This is a genomic window from Pseudomonas sp. FW305-E2, from assembly GCF_058782925.1.
The window spans coordinates 53,862-70,094 of the sequence record NZ_JBYSYE010000014.1; the positions used below are offsets into that span (position 1 = coordinate 53,862).

Consider the following 16,233-nt stretch of genomic DNA (forward strand, 5'->3'; position numbering starts at 1 on the left):
AATGCGAATTGGGGCGCCGATTGGTGTCGTCCTGTTCCGGCCTCTTTGCGGGTGGACCCGCACCTACATTTGGTACGTTCGGTGTAGGCGCGGGCTTGCCCGCGGAGAGGCCGGCACAGGCAATTGCACTGCTGGATCAGTTCTTGTCCTGGCAATCCAGCTGCAGGTTGGCCTGAGTAATGTTGCTTTCAGCCGGCACACTGCGCGTCAGCCACACATTACCGCCAATGGTCGAACCCTTACCGATGGTAATACGCCCCAGCACCGTGGCCCCGGCATAGATCACCACATCGTCCTCGACGATCGGGTGCCGTGGCAGGCCTTTATGCAGCGTACCCGACTCATCGCTGGGGAAACGCTTGGCGCCGAGGGTCACCGCCTGGTAGATGCGCACGCGCTCGCCGATGATCGCGGTTTCACCAATGACCACACCCGTACCATGATCGATGAAGAAGCTCGGGCCGATCTGCGCCCCCGGGTGAATGTCGATACCGGTGGCCGAATGCGCCAGCTCCGAACTGATCCGCGCCAGCAGCGGCAGCCCTGCCTTGTACAGGTGATGCGCCAGCCGGTGGTGGATGATCGCCAGGATGCCCGGGTAGCACAGCAGCACTTCATCGACGCTGCGCGCTGCCGGGTCGCCGTGGTAGGCGGCCAGCACATCGGTGTCGAGCAGAACGCGCAGTTCCGGTAGCGCAGCTGCAAAGCCCTGGATCAGGCTCAGCGCACGGGCGTCGACGCCCGCCAGCTCAGCCTTGCTTTGCCGTGCCGCGTAACGAAGTTCAAGACGAGCCTGGGCCAGCAAGGCGGTCAGCGCGGCATCCAGGGTATGGCCGACGTAGAAGTCTTCACTTTCTTCGCGCAGGTCGACTGGCCCCAGGCGCATGGGGAACAGCGCCCCGCACAGTTGCTCCAGAATCTGTCGCATCGCTTCACGCGACGGCAGCTCGCGCCCGCCCTGCTCGCCAATACTGCGGCCATTACGGGTGCGCCATTGCTCACGGGCCCCGCGCAGGCCAGTGACAATGCTCTGCAACTGCCAATGCGCGGATGAAGGTTGTTCGCTCACGGTGTTCTCCTGCCGTATAGGCCATCTGATTTTGTTGCCAGGCCCGCGAAAAGGCCGAACCTGCCTGCTGCAATCCACTTTACGGCAAATCTGAGGCTTGGAAAAAACAACGCTTTATTCCATCCTGCACTAAGTCAGGCATAAGCCGCGATGACGGAGTGGGTATCGTCGCCTACCCTCAAAGCAGCCAGCACCTGGCGCAAATCAAAAAAGGAATATTAAAGTTATTTTTTAGTATTTCTCGGCCTAATCAGCCAACCCTATAGTCGCCACCTCACTACCTAGACAACAAGCGCGGGGCTCTGACATGTCGAAATTCGCCAAACCGCTACTCAACGCCAGCCTGGCCCTTCTGCTGGGTGCCGGCCTGCTCAGCCAGGCTTTCGCCGGCGAGCAATTGAAGACCATTCAGGAAAAAGGCGTCATCAACGTCGGCCTCGAGGGCACCTACCCGCCATTCAGCTTCCAGGACGAAAACGGCAAACTGACCGGCTTCGAAGTGGAGCTGTCTGAGCTGCTGGCCAAGGAGCTGGGGGTCAAGGCCAAGATCCAGCCGACCAAGTGGGACGGCATCCTCGCCGCGCTGGAATCCAAACGCCTGGATGTAGTGGTCAATCAGGTGACCATTTCCGAAGAGCGCAAGAAAAAGTACGACTTCTCCGAGCCCTACACTGTCTCCGGCATCCAGGCACTGATCCTGAAAAAGAAAGCCGAGCAGCTGAACATCAAGGGCGCACAGGACCTGGCCGGCAAAAAGGTCGGCGTAGGCCTTGGCACCAACTACGAACAGTGGGTGAAAAAGGACGTGCCGCAAGCCGATGTGCGCACCTATGAAGACGACCCAAGCAAGTTCGCTGACCTGCGCAACGGCCGTATCGACGCCATCCTGATCGACCGCCTGGCGGCGCTGGAATACGCGCAAAAAGCCAAGGACACCCAACTTGCTGGCGATGCCTTCTCGCGCCTGGAAAGCGGCGTGGCCCTGCGCAAAGGTGAGCCGGAACTGTTGGCAGCCATCAACAAGGCCATCGACAAGCTAAAAGCTGACGGCACGCTGGCCAAGCTGTCCGAGAAGTACTTCGGTGCCGATGTCACCAAATGATCGCTGAAAGCCTGCAACTCGTTGTCGATTCCGCGCCCTTCCTGCTGAAGGGCGCGGGTTATACGGTGCTGCTCAGTGTCGGCGGCATGTTCTTCGGTCTGGTGCTGGGCTTTGCCCTGGCGCTGATGCGGTTGTCGAAGATTCTGCCGCTGAACTGGCTGGCGCGGGTCTACGTGTCGTTCTTCCGCGGCACGCCGCTGCTGGTGCAGCTGTTCGTGATCTATTTCGGCATGCCGCAAATCGGCATCGAGCTCGACCCAATCCCCGCTTCGCTGATCGGCCTGTCGCTGAACATGGCGGCCTACATCTGCGAGATCCTGCGCGCAGCCATTTCCTCGATCGACCGTGGCCAGTGGGAAGCAGCCGCCAGCATCGGCATGACCCGCGTGCAAGCCATGCGCCGGGCGATCCTGCCACAGGCCTTGCGCACCGCGCTGCCACCGCTGGGCAACAGTTTCATCTCGCTGGTAAAGGACACTGCCCTGGCGGCAACCATCCAGGTGCCCGAGCTGTTCCGCCAAGCCCAGCTGATTACTGCGCGCACGTTCGAAGTGTTCACCATGTACGTGGCGGTCGCGGTCATCTACTGGGTGCTGTGCAGCATCCTTGCGCACTTCCAGAACCGCATGGAAGCGCGGGTCAACCAGCATGACCAGGAGCATTGAGCATGATTGAAGTCAAAGGCCTGACCAAGCGGTTCAAGGGCCAGACCGTGCTCAACGGTATCGACCTGACCGTGCAGCCCGGTGAAGTGGTGGCCATCATCGGCCCCAGTGGCTCGGGCAAAACCACCTTCCTGCGCTGCCTTAACCTGCTGGAAACACCCGATGCCGGGCAGATCCAGATCGGCGCCATCAGCATCGATGCCAACCGCCCTTTGGGCGGGCAGCAGGGTGCGATTCGCCGTTTGCGCCAGCAAGCCGGGTTCGTGTTCCAGAACTTCAACCTGTTCCCCCATCGCACTGCCCTGGAGAACGTGATCGAGGGGCCGGTGATCGTCAAGAAGACGCCTCGCGAACAGGCCATCGAGCTCGGCCGGCGCCTGCTGGCCAAAGTCGGCCTGGCGGGCAAGGAAGACGCCTACCCACGGCGCCTGTCCGGCGGCCAGCAGCAACGCGTGGCCATCGCCCGTGCCCTGGCCATGGAACCAGAGGTAATCCTGTTCGACGAACCGACCTCGGCGCTAGACCCGGAGCTGGTCGGTGAAGTATTGGCGACCATCCGCGGCCTGGCCGAGGAAAAGCGCACCATGATCATCGTCACCCACGAGATGAGCTTTGCCCGGGACGTGGCGAACCGGGTGATCTTCTTCGACAAGGGCGTGATCGTGGAGCAGGGCGAAGCAAAGGCGCTGTTCGCGGCGCCGAAGGAAGAACGTACCCGGCAGTTCTTGCGCAAGTTCCTCGGGACTGCGGCCTCCGAGTAAACCTGTTCCGGCCCTTTCGCGAGTAAACCCGCTCCTACAGTGAATGCACAGATCTTGAGGCATCTGTGTAGGAGCGGGTTTACCCGCGAAGAGCCCGGCACGTCTGTAACATATCCCCTTCTATAAATATTCCAAAAAGTTAGTTCATAAAATTTTTATAAATCATTAGGGTATATAAACCGGACCACCGGACCAGCACACATCTGTCGCGATCAGCTGTAGCGACATAACTATTTTGTGAGGTCAGGAATGGTCAGGATCACAATCACCCCAGTGCGTAACGCCAGGGCATTGAGTGCAGCCAAGGAGCGGCACTGATGCCCAGCCAAGCCAACACCCAATTCCATAGCGATCTCGACAGCTCGCCCCCGCTGCTGCCGGCCAAGGTACTGCGCAACGACGCCGAAGCCCTGCAAGCGGCCCGCGAACTGGCCGAGGTCGCCCGTGAGCAAGCTGCCCGGCGCGACCAGCAACGCAAACTGCCCTGGGCCGAAATCGAACTGTTTACCCGCAGCGGTCTGGGCAGCATCAGCGTACCCAAGGCCTACGGTGGCCCCGACGTATCGTTCGCAACCGTCGCCGAAGTGTTCCGCCTGATCAGCGCCGCCGACCCCGCCCTGGGGCAGATCCCGCAGAACCAGTTCGGCATGCTGCAACTGCTGCGCCTGACGGCCAGCGAGGCGCAGCAAGCGCAGATCTTTCGCAGCGTGCTCGACGGCTGGCGCATCGGCAATGCCGGGCCTGAACGTGGCACCAGGGATACCCTCACCCTCAAGGCCCGAATCACGCGCGCCGGCGACAGCTACCGCATAAGTGGCGAGAAGTTCTACTCCACCGGTGCCTTGTTCGCCCATTGGGTGGCGGTAAAAGCCCTCGACGACGAAGGCCGCCAGCGCCTGGCATTCGTGCGCCGGGGCAGCCCGGGGTTGCGCATTGTCGATGACTGGTCCGGGTTCGGCCAGCGCACCACCGCCAGCGGTACCGTGCTGCTGGACCAGGTGCCGGTGGACGCGGAACTGGTAATCGACAACTGGCGCCAGCGCGATATCCCCAACATTCAGGGCGCCGCTTCGCAGCTGATCCAGGCGGCGATCGACGCTGGCATCGCCGAAGCAGCTATCGATGATGCGATCACCTTCGTGCGCGAAAAGTCCCGGCCGTGGATTGAAGCCAACGTCGACCGTGCCAGTGACGACCCTTATGTAATTGCCGACATCGGCCGCCTGAAACTCGAGCTGCACGCCGCCGAAGCGCTGCTGCGCAAAGCTGCTCGGGTACTCGACGAGGTCAATGCTGCGCCTATCGACGCAGCCAGTGCGGCACGTGCCTCGATTGCGGTGGCCGAGGCCAAGGTGCTGACTACCGAAATTGCCCTGCAGGCCAGCGAAAAGCTGTTCGAGCTGGCCGGCAGCCGCGCCACCCTTGCCGAGTTCAACCTCGACCGCCACTGGCGAAATGCTCGGGTGCACACCCTGCACGACCCGGTGCGCTGGAAGTACCACGCGGTGGGCGCTTACCACCTTAATGGCACCCTGCCTGCACGGCATTCCTGGATCTGATTTGCTGCCTTTGGGGCTGCTGCGCAGCCCTTCGCGGGCTTGCCCGCTCCCACAGGATTGCCACCGCCTGAACGGGCATCACTTCACCTGTGGGAGCGGGTAAGCCCGCGAAGGGCCACAAAGCGGCCCCCCGGAGAACTCCATGACAATCGCTATCATCACCAGCGACGCCCAAGCCCTGGCCGTCGCCGAAGACATCGCCCAACAACTGCGCCGCGACAGCGCCTTGCGCGACCGCGAGCGCCGCCTGCCGCTGGCCGAACTCGAGCTGTTCACCCGCTCCGGCCTGTGGGCCATCAGCGTGCCCAAAGCCTTCGGCGGTGCCGGCGTATCCAACGTCACCCTGGCCAAGGTCATCGCCCGTATCGCGCAGGCCGACGGTTCGCTCGGGCAGATTCCGCAGAATCATTTCTACGGTCTGGAAGTGCTGCGGGTAAACGGCAGCCCCGAACAGCAACAGCGCCTGTACACCGAGGTACTGGCCGGCCGCCGTTTCGGCAATGCCCTGGCCGAGCTGGGCACCAAGACCGCCCACGAGCGCACCACCCGCCTGAGCCGTGACGGCGACGGTTTCCGCATCAACGGGCGCAAGTTCTATTCCACAGGCGCCATCTATGCCCAGCGCATTCCAACCTCGGTCGTGGATGAACAAGGTATACAACAGTTGGCCTTCGTCCCGGCCGACAGCCAGGGGCTGCAGGTGATCGACGACTGGAGCGGCTTCGGCCAGCGCACCACCGGCAGCGGTTCGGTGGTGTTCGATAACGTGTACGTCAGCGCAGCGGACGTGGTGCCGTTCCAGAGCGCCTTCGAGCGCCCCACCCCGGTCGGCCCGCTGGCGCAGATCCTCCATGCCGCCATCGACACCGGTATTGCCCGCGCCGCCTATGAAGACGCCCTGCACTTCGTGCGCACCCGCAGCCGTCCGTGGGTCGACTCCGGCCTGGACAAGGCCACGGATGACCCGCTGACGCTGAAAAGCTTCGGCCATCTGGCGGTCCGCTTGCATGCGGCCGAAGCCCTGCTGGAGCGCGCAGGCGAATACCTCGACCGCGCCCGCGACGACAGCACTGCCGACAACGTGGCCGCCGCCTCCATTGCCGTGGCCGAAGCACGCGCCATCAGCACCGAAATTTCCCTCACCGCCGGTACCACCCTGTTCGAACTGGGCGGCAGCCAGGCAACATTGGCCGAACACAACCTCGACCGCCACTGGCGCAACGCTCGCGTGCACACCCTGCACGATCCGGTGCGCTGGAAGTACCACGCCATCGGCAACTACTACCTCAACGATGCCAACCCGCCGCGCCGGGGGACCATCTGATGGCCAAGCAGATTCTGCTCAATGCCTTCAACATGAACTGCATCGGGCACATCAACCACGGTCTGTGGACCCACCCACGGGACACTTCAACCCAGTACAAGACCCTGGACTACTGGACCAACCTGGCACGCCTGCTGGAGCGCGGCCTGTTCGACGGGCTTTTCATTGCCGACATCGTCGGCACCTACGACATCTACGGCCAGTCACTGGACGTCACCCTCAAGGAGTCGATCCAGCTGCCAGTCAACGACCCGCTGCTGCTGGTCTCCGCCATGGCTGCGGTCACCCGTCACCTGGGTTTCGGCCTTACCGCCAACCTCACCTACGAGGCGCCGTACCTGTTCGCCCGGCGACTTTCCACACTCGACCACCTGAGCAATGGCCGGGTGGGCTGGAACATTGTCACCGGCTACCTCGACAGCGCCGCCCGGGCCATGGGCCTGGCGCAGCAACCGGCGCATGATCGCCGCTACGACCAGGCCGATGAATACCTGCAGGTGTTGTACAAGCTGCTGGAAGGCAGCTGGGCCGACGACGCAGTGGTCGCCGACCGCGAGCATCGCGTCTATGCCACGCCCGACAAGGTGCGCAAGGTTCAGCACCAGGGCGAGTTCTACAAGGTCGAAGGCTACCACCTGTGCGAGCCCTCACCGCAGCGCACCCCGGTGCTGTTCCAGGCTGGCAGCTCTGCGCGTGGCTTGGCCTTCGCCGGCAACCATGCCGAATGCGTGTTCATCAGTGGCCAAGACAAGGCAGCCACCCGTGCCCAGGTCGACAAGGTTCGCGCGGCCGCCCAGGCCGCCGGCCGCGACCCGCAGGCAGTCAAAGTGTTCATGGGCATCACGGTGATCGTCGCGGCCACCGAGCAACTGGCCCAGGCCAAACATGCCGAGTACCTGCGCCACGCCAGCGCCGAAGCGGGCGTCGCGCACTTCGCCGCGTCCACGGGCATCGACTTCGCCGCCTATGAACTGGACCAACCCATTGCCTTCAGCCAGGGCAACGCCATCCAGTCAGCCACGCGCCAGTTGCAAGACAACGCCTGGACCCGCCGGCGCCTGTTGCAGCAACACGCCCTGGGCGGCCGCTACGTAACCCTGGTCGGCGCGCCTGAACAGGTGGCCGAGCAGTTGATCGCGTGGATCGATGAAACCGGCCTGGACGGTTTCAACCTGACCCGCACCGTCACCCCGGAAAGCTTCGAGGACTTCGTCGAGCTGGTCATCCCGCAACTTCAGCTGCGTGGCCGCTACAAGACGGCCTACACCGAAGGCACCCTGCGCGAAAAACTGTTCCATACCGACCACCCGCACTTACCCGCCGACCACCCTGGCTCGGCTTACCGCTTTACCCCTACCCCGACTGGAGCCCTGCACCATGCTTGAGAAACTGTTCCGGCCCGTCGCGGCCATTGCCATCACCCTCGGCCTGTGCGCCGGTGCCCTTGCTGCCGAGCCGTTGAAGATCGGCACCACCTCGGCCTTTGCCATTCCGCTGGAAGCCGCGGTGGAAGAAGCCCACAAGCGAGGCCTGGAAGTGAAGCTGATCGAGTTCAGCGACTGGATTGCGCCCAATGTCAGCCTCAACAGCGGCGACATCGACGTGAACTACTTCCAGCACATCCCGTTCCTGGAAAACGCCAAGGCTGCTGCAGGCTTCAACCTTGTGCCTTACGCCCCGGGCATCATCAACAACGTTGGCCTGTACTCGAAAAAGTACAAAAGCTTTGCCGAGCTGCCTGAAGGCGCCAGCGTGGCCATCGCCAACGACCCGATCAACAGCGGCCGTGGCCTGCTGCTGCTGGCCAAGGCCGGGTTGATCACCCTGAAGCCCGGCGTGGGCTACAAGGCCACCGAGGATGACATCCTCGCCAACCCGAAAAAGCTGAAGATCCTTCAGGTCGAGGCGGTGCAACTGGTACGCGCCTACGACGACGCCGACCTGGTGCAGGGTTACCCGGCCTACATCCGCCTGGCCAACACCTTCGATGCCACCTCGGCGTTGCTGTTCGATGGGCTGGAAAACAAGGAATACGTGATCCAGTTCGTCATTCGCCCGCAAAGCAAGGACGACCCACGCCTGGCCCAGTTCGTCGACATCTACCAGCATTCGCCAGTGGTGCGCGCTGCGTTGAACAAAGCTCACGGCAAGCTCTACCAAGCCGGCTGGGAAGGCTGACATGAGCCAGGCCAGCGCGCTCAGGGCGCCTACACCCCAAGCACTGCCGCCTATAGCCAAGGAACAGGCCCTGCGCCCCGAGGTCAATGAAGCCCACGTGCGCTTCATCGGCCTGGGCAAGACCTACCCGGGCCAGGCGCAACCGGCCTTGCAAGGCATTGACTTGAACATCCGCCATGGCGAGATCTTCGGCATCATCGGCCGCAGCGGCGCCGGTAAGTCATCACTGCTGCGCACCATCAACCGCCTGGAGCAACCCAGCCAGGGCCGCGTATTGATCGACCAGGTGGATATCGCGCCTTTCGATGAGGACCAGCTTGTGGCCCTGCGCCGGCGCATCGGCATGATCTTCCAGCACTTCAACCTGATGTCGGCCAAGACCGTGTGGCAGAACGTCGAGTTGCCGTTGAAAGTCGCCGGCGTGGCAAAAGCCGAACGCCAGCGCAAGGTGCGCGAGTTGCTGGAACTGGTCGGCCTGCAGGAAAAACATCACGTGTACCCGGCGCAACTGTCCGGCGGGCAGAAACAGCGCGTGGGCATTGCCCGGGCACTGGTGCACACCCCCGAGATCCTGCTGTGCGACGAGGCCACCTCGGCGCTGGACCCGGAAACCACCGCCTCGATCCTGGAGCTGCTGCGCGATATCAACCAGCGCCTGGGGCTGACCATCGTGCTGATCACCCACGAAATGGCGGTGATTCGCGACATCTGCCACCGGGTTGTGGTGCTGGAACGCGGCGCAGTGGTCGAGCAGGGCGAGGTCTGGCGGGTGTTTGGTTCACCTCGTCACGAGGTTACCCGCACCCTGCTCGCCCCTTTGCAGGCCAAGCTACCCGCCGCACTGCAAGCCAGCCTCCAGGCCCACCCGGCGAGCGGCAACAGCGCCGTAGTGCTGAAACTGACGGTGCTTGGCGAGCCAGAGCTGTCTGCCCTGTTCAACGACCTGGGCGGGCGTGTGCGTCTGCTGCAGGGCGGCGTGGAAACCATCGGCGAACATGCCTTGGGGCAACTCATCCTCTCGGTGCAACACTCGCCGCACGACACCCATCAATTGCTGGAACGTGCCCGCCGTTGGGCCGAGGACGTGGAGGTATTGGGCCATGTGGTTTGATCGCCTGCTGGAAGGCTTGCTTGATACGCTGCTGATGGTTGGGGTTTCGTCACTGATCGCCCTGCTGGTGGGTGTACCCATGGCGGTGCTGCTGGTCACCAGCGACAAGGGTGGGATCTTCGAGGCGCGGCTGCTGAACCGGGTGCTGGGCGCCTTCGTCAACCTGTTCCGCTCGATTCCGTTTCTGATCCTGATGGTTGCGCTGATTCCTTTCACCCGCCTGGTGGTGGGTACCACTTATGGTGTGTGGGCGGCAGTGGTGCCGCTGACCATTGCCGCCACACCGTTCTTTGCGCGGATTGCCGAGGTCAGCCTGCGTGAGGTCGACCATGGTCTGGTGGAAGCCGCACAGGCCATGGGCTGCCGGCGCTGGCACATCGTCTGGCATGTACTGTTGCCCGAGGCACTGCCGGGGATCGTCGGGGGCTTCACCATAACCTTGGTGACCTTGATCAACTCGTCGGCGATGGCCGGGGCGATTGGTGCCGGCGGGCTGGGGGATATCGCCTATCGGTATGGCTACCAGCGTTTCGACAGCCAGATCATGCTGACCGTGATCGCCATGCTGGTAGCGTTAGTGGCGTTGATCCAGCTGGGCGGGGACCGCCTGGCGAAGGGTTTGAACAAGCGCTGAAATCCAGGGCTGCTTTGCAGCCCGCTCTCAATCCCAGCGAAGATCCTCAGCCGGCACTGGCCGCCCGAACCAGTACCCTTGCCCCAACTGGCATTCCTCCTGCAACAGGAAGCTGGCCTGTTCCGTCTGCTCGATGCCCTCGGCATGCACCTGCATACCCATGCTACGGGCCAAGGCGATGATCACCCGCACAATAGCGATGTCGTCTTCATCCACTGGCAACCCAGCCACAAACCCTTGGTCGATTTTCAATTTCTGCACCGGCAAACGTTTGAGCCGCAGCAGTGACGAATACCCGGTGCCAAAGTCGTCGATGGCCAGGGTCACCCCCAGTTCGCGCAAGCGGTGCAGTTGCTCCAGCGCCACCTCAGGGTCTTCCATCACCGCGCTTTCGGTCACTTCCAGCTCCAGCAAGGCCGGGGCCAGGCCGGTGTCATGCAGCACTTCGGCTATCTGCCGATACAGCTCATGCTGGCCAAACAGGCGACTGGAGATGTTCACCCCAACAAATGCCAGCTGCCGGCCTTCAGCCTGCCACTGCACCATTTGCCGACAGGCCTGTTGCAGCACCCAGGTATCGATCTCGGCAATCAGGCCGGTGCGTTCGGCAATCGGGATGAACTCGCTCGGCGGTACCAGGCCGCGCCCGGGGTGCTGCCATCGCACCAACGCCTCGACCCCGACCTGCCGGCCCGTCGCCAAGTCGTGTACCGGCTGAAAGTACACCCGCAGTTCATCCTGCTCCAGGGCCCGACGCAATTCGGCGGCGGTCTCGACCCGATGCTGGGCGTGGGCGGTCAGCTCTTCGGTGTACAGCGCATAACAGGCCCGACCGTTGCTTTTGGCCTTGTACAACGCCGAGTCGGCATTGCGCAGCAACTGCTCGGCACTCAAGGCATCGCTGGGGAACAGGCTGATTCCGACGCTGGCGCTGATGAACAGACGATTGCCCTCGAACTGAAACGGCTCACGCATGCGCTCGATGATGCATTGCGCCAGCTTGCCCGCCTGGCCAACCTGCTGGCAGTTCTCGGCCAGCACGCCGAACTCGTCGCCGCCCAGACGCGCCAGGGTCATGCCGTTACCCAACACCTCTCCCAGACGCTCGCCTACCAGCTTCAGCAACTGGTCGCCAATGGTATGGCCCAGGCCGTCGTTTATGCTCTGGAAATGATCCAGGTCCAGCAGCAACAGGGCGCAACCGCGCTTGTTGGCCTGCGCCACCGCCAATGCCTGCTCCACCCGGTCGGTAAACAGCAGGCGGTTGGGCAGGCCGGTCAGCGGGTCGTGGTGGGCGAGGTAGGCAAGCTCTTGTTCCGAATGCTTGATGGCGCTGATGTCACTGAACACCGCCACGTAATGGCTGAGCTCACCTTCGTCATCACGAATGGCGCAAATGGTCTGCCACTGCGGGTAGATTTCCCCGCTTTTGCGCCGGTTCCAGATTTCACCACTCCACTCGCCCTTCTCGGCCAGGGTGGCAAAAATTTCCTGGTAGAAGGCCAGGCCATGGCGGCCCGACTTGAACTTGCTCGGGCGCTGGCCGATGACCTCATCCTGCTGGTAGCCGGTGATGCGCATGAAGGCACGATTGACGTGCACGATCAGGCCTTGGCGGTCGGTCACCAGCACACCCTCGAGGGTACTGTCGAACACCGCGGCAGCCATGCGCAGCCGTTCACGGTCTTCGCAACGCAAACGCGCGCCATGGCCGATGAAATTGAGCAGGCGCACACGCGACACGTAGATCAGCACGGCACTGAGCAGCACCCAGACCACCACGTTGATCTGCCGCCCCACAGTCAATGCCAAGGGGTCGTCAGTCATGCTGTGCAGCATCACCTCCGCCAGCGCAAGCCAGAGGATCGAGAGCACCACATACAGCGCAGCCATGCGCAAGGCGTCGCGAACGGAAACAGACATGTCGGGTGGGAAAGGCCATCAAAAAGGAGCGGGCATTATAAAGGCTGAAACATGTCGTGACCTCCTATCTCAACGGTTGACTGGTTTTATTTCCCCGCCAAGGGATAATCAGCCCTTCCCCCTGCATTTCGAGGGTATTTGCACCTATGTGGTATAACGGCCTGCTCGACCTGTCGGCCTGGCAACTGGTCGGCATCACTCTGTTGATGACCCACGTGACCATTGTCAGCGTCACGGTCTACCTGCATCGCTACTCCGCGCACCGGGCCCTGGAGCTCAACGGCGCGCTCAAGCACTTCTTCCGCTTCTGGCTGTGGCTGACCACGGCGCAGAACACCCGTGAGTGGACCGCCGTCCACCGCAAGCACCACGCCAAGTGCGAAACCCCCGACGACCCGCACAGCCCGGTGTACAAGGGCCTGGGCACGGTGCTGCGCAAAGGTGCCGAGCTGTACCGTGAAGAGGCACGCAACCCCGAAACCCTGCGCATCTATGGCAAGAACTGCCCGGATGACTGGATTGAGCGCAACCTGTACTCGCGTTACAAACTGGGCGGCATCGCACTGATGGCGGTGATCGATCTGCTGCTGTTCGGCACCCTGGGCATCACCATCTGGGCGGTGCAGATGATGTGGATTCCGTTCTGGGCCGCCGGTGTGGTCAACGGCCTGGGCCATGCCCTGGGCTATCGCAACTTCGAATGCCGCGACGCCGCCACCAACCTGGTGCCCTGGGGCATCATCATCGGCGGTGAAGAACTGCACAATAACCACCACACCTACCCCAACTCGGCCAAGCTCTCGGTCAAACGCTGGGAGTTCGACATGGGCTGGGCGTGGATCCGCTTGTTCTGCCTGTTGCGTCTGGCCAAGGTGCAGCGCGTGGCGCCCATCGCCCACCGGGTGGCCGGCAAGGCCAGCCTGGACATGGACACCGCCATGGCCATCCTCAACAACCGCTTCCAGATCATGGCCCAGTACCGCAAGCTGGTGATCGGCCCGCTGGTGAAACAGGAACTGGCCCGTGTCGACGCCTCGGTGCGTTACCGCTTCCGCCGTGCCAAACGGCTGCTCTCGCGCGAAACCAGCCTGCTGGAAGACCGCCACCACGTGCGCATCGAGTCCATGCTCGCGCACAGCCAGGCACTGAAAACCATCTACGAAAAACGCCTGGCCCTGCAGCAGATCTGGGCGCGCACCAGTGCCAACGGCCACGACATGCTGGCTGCCATGAAAGACTGGGTACACGAGGCCGAAACCAGCGGCATCCAGGCACTGCGCGACTTCGCAGCACAACTCAAGACTTACTCGCTGCGTCCGACCGGCGCCTGACCGCCGTTGATCGGCACGCCCCGCAACGGGGCGTGCCGTTCGGAACTTCGCCCCCGCCTCTCCACTCGAATCCGGAATATCGCCTGCGTGGCGGGCCGGATGTTGGCCGCACGCTTTCACGTTGAGACCTGCTCCGTGCACATGGCCAAGAACATTCCAACGATTTTCCCCGGCACCCCTCCTCCCGAAGCTGCCCAGACTTTACTGGCGTTGCTCCACGCCCAAGGTGAGGTTGCCCGCCTGAGTGAGCGTGATCAGCTGTTCAGCTCGTTGCTCGACAGCGTCAACGCAGTGCTTTGGGCCTTCGACTGGGAAACCCGTCAGGTGCTGTACGTGAGCCCAGCCTACGAGCGCATCTTCGGCCGCCCGGTCAGCCTGGTGCTGGCTGACTACAATGAATGGCGTGACAGCATCTACCCCGACGACCTCGAGTTCGCCGAGCGTAGCCTGGCCCAGGTACTGCTCAAGGGCGCGGTGGAAGACCGCGAGTACCGCATCCTCAATGCCGATGGGCAACTGCGCTGGCTGAGCGACAAGTGCTACATCAACCAGCAGCACGATGGCGACCGGGTAATCATTGTCGGTATCGCCGAAGACATCACCGAGAAGAAGCAGCTTGAAGGCGAACTGCAGCGCCTGGCCACCACCGACGTGCTGACCCAGAGCAGTAACCGCAGGCACTTTTTCGAATGTGCCCAGCAAGCCTTCGACAGTGCACGCGAGGACGGTACACCGCTGGCTTTCCTGCTGTTGGATATCGACGACTTCAAACGCATCAATGACAGCTATGGCCACCAGGAAGGCGACCAGGTGCTGCAACACATCGCCGACAGCGGCAAGGCCGTGCTACGCCGGGGCGACCTGTTCGGACGCATTGGCGGCGAAGAATTTGCGGCGGTGTTTCCGGGCTGCAACGCCCAGGTCGCGGAGCAGATTGCCGAGCGCTTGCAACGGCAGATTCAGCACTTGAGCTTCAGCCATGGCCAGCAGACGTACGGGGTGACGGTGAGCCAGGGGCTGACCGAGCTGACCGATGAGGATGTGGCGCTGGACAGCCTGTATGCGCGGGCCGATGCGGCAATGTACCAGGCCAAGCGGCAGGGCAAGAACCAGATAGTCCGCGGCTGATCAGGCGGCAAGGGCACCGGCTTTGGCCGGTATTCGCGGGCCCGGCGCCACACCTGTGGGAGCGGGCAAGCCCGCGAAGGGCCGCAATGCGGCCCCCGAATCTCAGCTGGAAACTTCGGCCCCAGCCACCGGCGGTTCTTCCTGCGGTTTTACTTCCGGGTTCTCCTCTTTGCGCAACCGCCTCAGCTCCGGCAGGCCAAGCTTGAGCAGGCGCGCCGTCTTGCCGCTGGCCACCTTCTCCAGCCCCTGCCCAGCCGGCAGCCGCGACAACTGCCCAGCCAGGTTCATGGCCAGGATCTCCCGCGAGTAAACGCCACCGCCCAACTGGTAGATCGCAGCGATCAACTCGCGCAGTGCCAGCGGCAAACGCCAGCGAGTACGCAGCGCCGAGCCGAACGCCGCACCAAACTCTTCCAGCGATTGCTGCACATTGCGCTCGTCCAGGTCTCCCCCGGCCAACCGCCACTCTTGCAGGCAGCGCAACACCGCCAGGTCGCCCAGGCAATGCAGCAAGCCCGCGCAATAACAACGGCCCTCGTCCAGCTCGAGCATGCGCGCCAAGGTGCGGCCATATTCGGCAGTGTGCAGTGACAGGTCCCAGTAACGGGCTGCGTGCTCTGCCAACAGTGGGTCGCTGAGGCGTGCGCTGCGCTTGAGGGTCATGCCCAGGATCAGGTTCATGCTTTGGGTACTGCCAAGCTTGTTCAGGGCCTGCAGCAACGTCTGCACCGGGGCTTCACGGTGCAATGCCGCACTATTGGCGGCAGCGATCAGCACCGCCGTCACCTGCGGGTCGTTACGCACCTCCTCTTCGAGCACCCTGAGGTTCAGGCCCTGAGGGTTCAGCGCTCGATTGATCGCTACCTGCACATCGGCCAGCAGCGGCCCGCCATCGGCGGTAGCGCGGCGCTGCTCAAGGTAGGCTGGCAGGCTGGCTCCCGCCTGCAACGCCGGTACCGGGCAGGCAATCTCCTCGCCAACAGCCAGCAGCAACTCTTGCAGGCGCTTGCGCAGGTTATCCAGGTTCAGTGGCTTGCTCAGGTAAGCCGTGGGGTGCAGGGGCAGCGCTTCGCGCACACTGGCGCTGTCATTGCGGTTACTCATGAGAATGAACGGCACCCCTGGCCCTTTGGCGCGCACCTTGCGCAGCAGGTCGAGGCCGTCGACACCGGCCAGCTCGCGGGCAGCGATGATCAGGTCCGGCTTGCTGGACAGGGCACTGAGCGCCTGCGCGCCGTCAGCGCATACCTGCAGGCGGGCGTCACAGCGCACGCTGAGCAGCATCTCGCTGAGCATGTCCCGTACCCAAGGATCGCCTTCTACAATCAGTACGCTTGGTGGGGTGGGGGCTGCAGCGCTCATCACCAACTACTCCTGAATACCCTGACACACAGTCCGTCGCAGCTTCCAAAGCCAATCCTCCGATAACCATAGCGCCACATGGCTTA

At 62.9% G+C, this 16,233-nt stretch carries 14 protein-coding genes; 11 read left to right on the top strand and 3 right to left on the bottom strand.

Going from position 1 to position 16,233, the window contains the following annotated elements:
• Nucleotides 1-136: 136 nt before the first annotated feature.
• Nucleotides 137-1,069 carry a serine O-acetyltransferase EpsC gene (gene epsC / locus AC3WLP_RS13335; RefSeq protein WP_003255846.1) on the bottom strand — a complete coding sequence of 311 codons (933 nt, stop codon included), beginning with the start codon at nucleotides 1,067-1,069 and terminating at the stop codon, nucleotides 137-139.
• 307 nt (nucleotides 1,070-1,376) lie between these two features.
• Between epsC and tcyJ the strand changes: the two genes are divergently transcribed.
• The 9 genes from tcyJ (at nucleotide 1,377) to AC3WLP_RS13380 (ending at nucleotide 10,403) form a co-directional block, all read left to right on the top strand.
• Entirely contained in the window at nucleotides 1,377-2,171 is a 795-nt protein-coding gene (gene tcyJ / locus AC3WLP_RS13340; protein ID WP_003255847.1) for a cystine ABC transporter substrate-binding protein, read from the top strand.
• Entirely contained in the window at nucleotides 2,168-2,836 is a 669-nt protein-coding gene (gene tcyL / locus AC3WLP_RS13345) for a cystine ABC transporter permease (RefSeq protein ID WP_003255849.1), read from the top strand. The genes tcyJ and tcyL overlap by 4 nt, the downstream gene beginning before the upstream one ends.
• 2 nt (nucleotides 2,837-2,838) lie before the next feature.
• Nucleotides 2,839-3,597 carry an L-cystine ABC transporter ATP-binding protein TcyN gene (gene tcyN, locus AC3WLP_RS13350; RefSeq protein ID WP_003255850.1) on the top strand — a complete coding sequence of 253 codons (759 nt, stop codon included), beginning with the start codon at nucleotides 2,839-2,841 and terminating at the stop codon, nucleotides 3,595-3,597.
• Nucleotides 3,598-3,914: 317 nt separating this feature from the next.
• Nucleotides 3,915-5,156, top strand: coding sequence for an SfnB family sulfur acquisition oxidoreductase (locus AC3WLP_RS13355; RefSeq protein ID WP_088513470.1), 1,242 nt, complete (start codon nucleotides 3,915-3,917; stop codon nucleotides 5,154-5,156).
• Between the two features lie 142 nt (nucleotides 5,157-5,298).
• Nucleotides 5,299-6,480: an SfnB family sulfur acquisition oxidoreductase gene (locus AC3WLP_RS13360; RefSeq protein ID WP_088513469.1), complete on the top strand. Its 1,182-nt coding sequence runs from the start codon at nucleotides 5,299-5,301 to the stop codon at nucleotides 6,478-6,480.
• The gene (locus tag AC3WLP_RS13365; RefSeq protein ID WP_088513468.1) at nucleotides 6,480-7,865 is read left to right on the top strand and encodes an LLM class flavin-dependent oxidoreductase; all 1,386 of its coding nucleotides are present in this window, start codon (nucleotides 6,480-6,482) and stop codon (nucleotides 7,863-7,865) included. The genes AC3WLP_RS13360 and AC3WLP_RS13365 overlap by 1 nt, the downstream gene beginning before the upstream one ends.
• Nucleotides 7,858-8,658, top strand: a complete 801-nt coding sequence (locus AC3WLP_RS13370; RefSeq protein WP_003255857.1) for a MetQ/NlpA family ABC transporter substrate-binding protein — start codon at nucleotides 7,858-7,860, stop codon at nucleotides 8,656-8,658. Before AC3WLP_RS13365 ends, AC3WLP_RS13370 begins: the two co-directional genes overlap by 8 nt.
• A gap of 1 nt (nucleotide 8,659) precedes the next feature.
• Nucleotides 8,660-9,769 carry a methionine ABC transporter ATP-binding protein gene (locus AC3WLP_RS13375; protein WP_011953201.1) on the top strand — a complete coding sequence of 370 codons (1,110 nt, stop codon included), beginning with the start codon at nucleotides 8,660-8,662 and terminating at the stop codon, nucleotides 9,767-9,769.
• Complete coding sequence (locus tag AC3WLP_RS13380; RefSeq protein ID WP_003255861.1) at nucleotides 9,759-10,403, top strand: methionine ABC transporter permease; 645 nt, start codon at nucleotides 9,759-9,761, stop codon at nucleotides 10,401-10,403. Before AC3WLP_RS13375 ends, AC3WLP_RS13380 begins: the two co-directional genes overlap by 11 nt.
• Nucleotides 10,404-10,430: 27 nt before the next feature.
• Here the strand turns inward: AC3WLP_RS13380 and dibA are convergent, their stop codons facing one another.
• Complete coding sequence (gene dibA / locus AC3WLP_RS13385) at nucleotides 10,431-12,326, bottom strand: phosphodiesterase DibA (protein WP_011953200.1); 1,896 nt, start codon at nucleotides 12,324-12,326, stop codon at nucleotides 10,431-10,433.
• 146 nt (nucleotides 12,327-12,472) lie between these two features.
• On the opposite strand from dibA, the gene desA reads away from it, so the two are divergent.
• Both desA and AC3WLP_RS13395 read left to right on the top strand, forming a co-directional pair.
• A complete protein-coding gene (desA, locus tag AC3WLP_RS13390; protein ID WP_004576383.1) occupies nucleotides 12,473-13,657 on the top strand; it encodes a delta-9 fatty acid desaturase DesA in 1,185 nt (394 codons plus the stop codon).
• A gap of 99 nt (nucleotides 13,658-13,756) precedes the next feature.
• Entirely contained in the window at nucleotides 13,757-14,785 is a 1,029-nt protein-coding gene (locus AC3WLP_RS13395) for a GGDEF domain-containing protein (RefSeq protein ID WP_003255864.1), read from the top strand.
• Nucleotides 14,786-14,887: 102 nt separating this feature from the next.
• Here the strand turns inward: AC3WLP_RS13395 and AC3WLP_RS13400 are convergent, their stop codons facing one another.
• Nucleotides 14,888-16,147 (bottom strand): response regulator, encoded by a 1,260-nt coding sequence (locus AC3WLP_RS13400; RefSeq protein ID WP_003255865.1) that lies wholly within the window; start codon nucleotides 16,145-16,147, stop codon nucleotides 14,888-14,890.
• Between the last annotated feature and the right edge of the window lie 86 nt (nucleotides 16,148-16,233).

Excerpts from the sequence above, each read along its gene's own strand:
- tcyJ (WP_003255847.1), top strand. The coding sequence starts at position 1,377 with ATGTCGAAATTCGCCAAACCGCTACTCAACGCCAGCCTGGCCCTTCTG.
- tcyL (WP_003255849.1), top strand. The coding sequence starts at position 2,168 with ATGATCGCTGAAAGCCTGCAACTCGTTGTCGATTCCGCGCCCTTCCTG.
- tcyN (WP_003255850.1), top strand. The coding sequence starts at position 2,839 with ATGATTGAAGTCAAAGGCCTGACCAAGCGGTTCAAGGGCCAGACCGTG.
- AC3WLP_RS13355 (WP_088513470.1), top strand. The coding sequence starts at position 3,915 with ATGCCCAGCCAAGCCAACACCCAATTCCATAGCGATCTCGACAGCTCG.
- AC3WLP_RS13360 (WP_088513469.1), top strand. The coding sequence starts at position 5,299 with ATGACAATCGCTATCATCACCAGCGACGCCCAAGCCCTGGCCGTCGCC.
- AC3WLP_RS13365 (WP_088513468.1), top strand. The coding sequence starts at position 6,480 with ATGGCCAAGCAGATTCTGCTCAATGCCTTCAACATGAACTGCATCGGG.
- AC3WLP_RS13370 (WP_003255857.1), top strand. The coding sequence starts at position 7,858 with ATGCTTGAGAAACTGTTCCGGCCCGTCGCGGCCATTGCCATCACCCTC.
- AC3WLP_RS13375 (WP_011953201.1), top strand. The coding sequence starts at position 8,660 with ATGAGCCAGGCCAGCGCGCTCAGGGCGCCTACACCCCAAGCACTGCCG.
- AC3WLP_RS13380 (WP_003255861.1), top strand. The coding sequence starts at position 9,759 with ATGTGGTTTGATCGCCTGCTGGAAGGCTTGCTTGATACGCTGCTGATG.
- dibA (WP_011953200.1), bottom strand. The coding sequence starts at position 12,326 with ATGTCTGTTTCCGTTCGCGACGCCTTGCGCATGGCTGCGCTGTATGTG.
- desA (WP_004576383.1), top strand. The coding sequence starts at position 12,473 with ATGTGGTATAACGGCCTGCTCGACCTGTCGGCCTGGCAACTGGTCGGC.
- AC3WLP_RS13395 (WP_003255864.1), top strand. The coding sequence starts at position 13,757 with ATGTTGGCCGCACGCTTTCACGTTGAGACCTGCTCCGTGCACATGGCC.
- AC3WLP_RS13400 (WP_003255865.1), bottom strand. The coding sequence starts at position 16,147 with ATGAGCGCTGCAGCCCCCACCCCACCAAGCGTACTGATTGTAGAAGGC.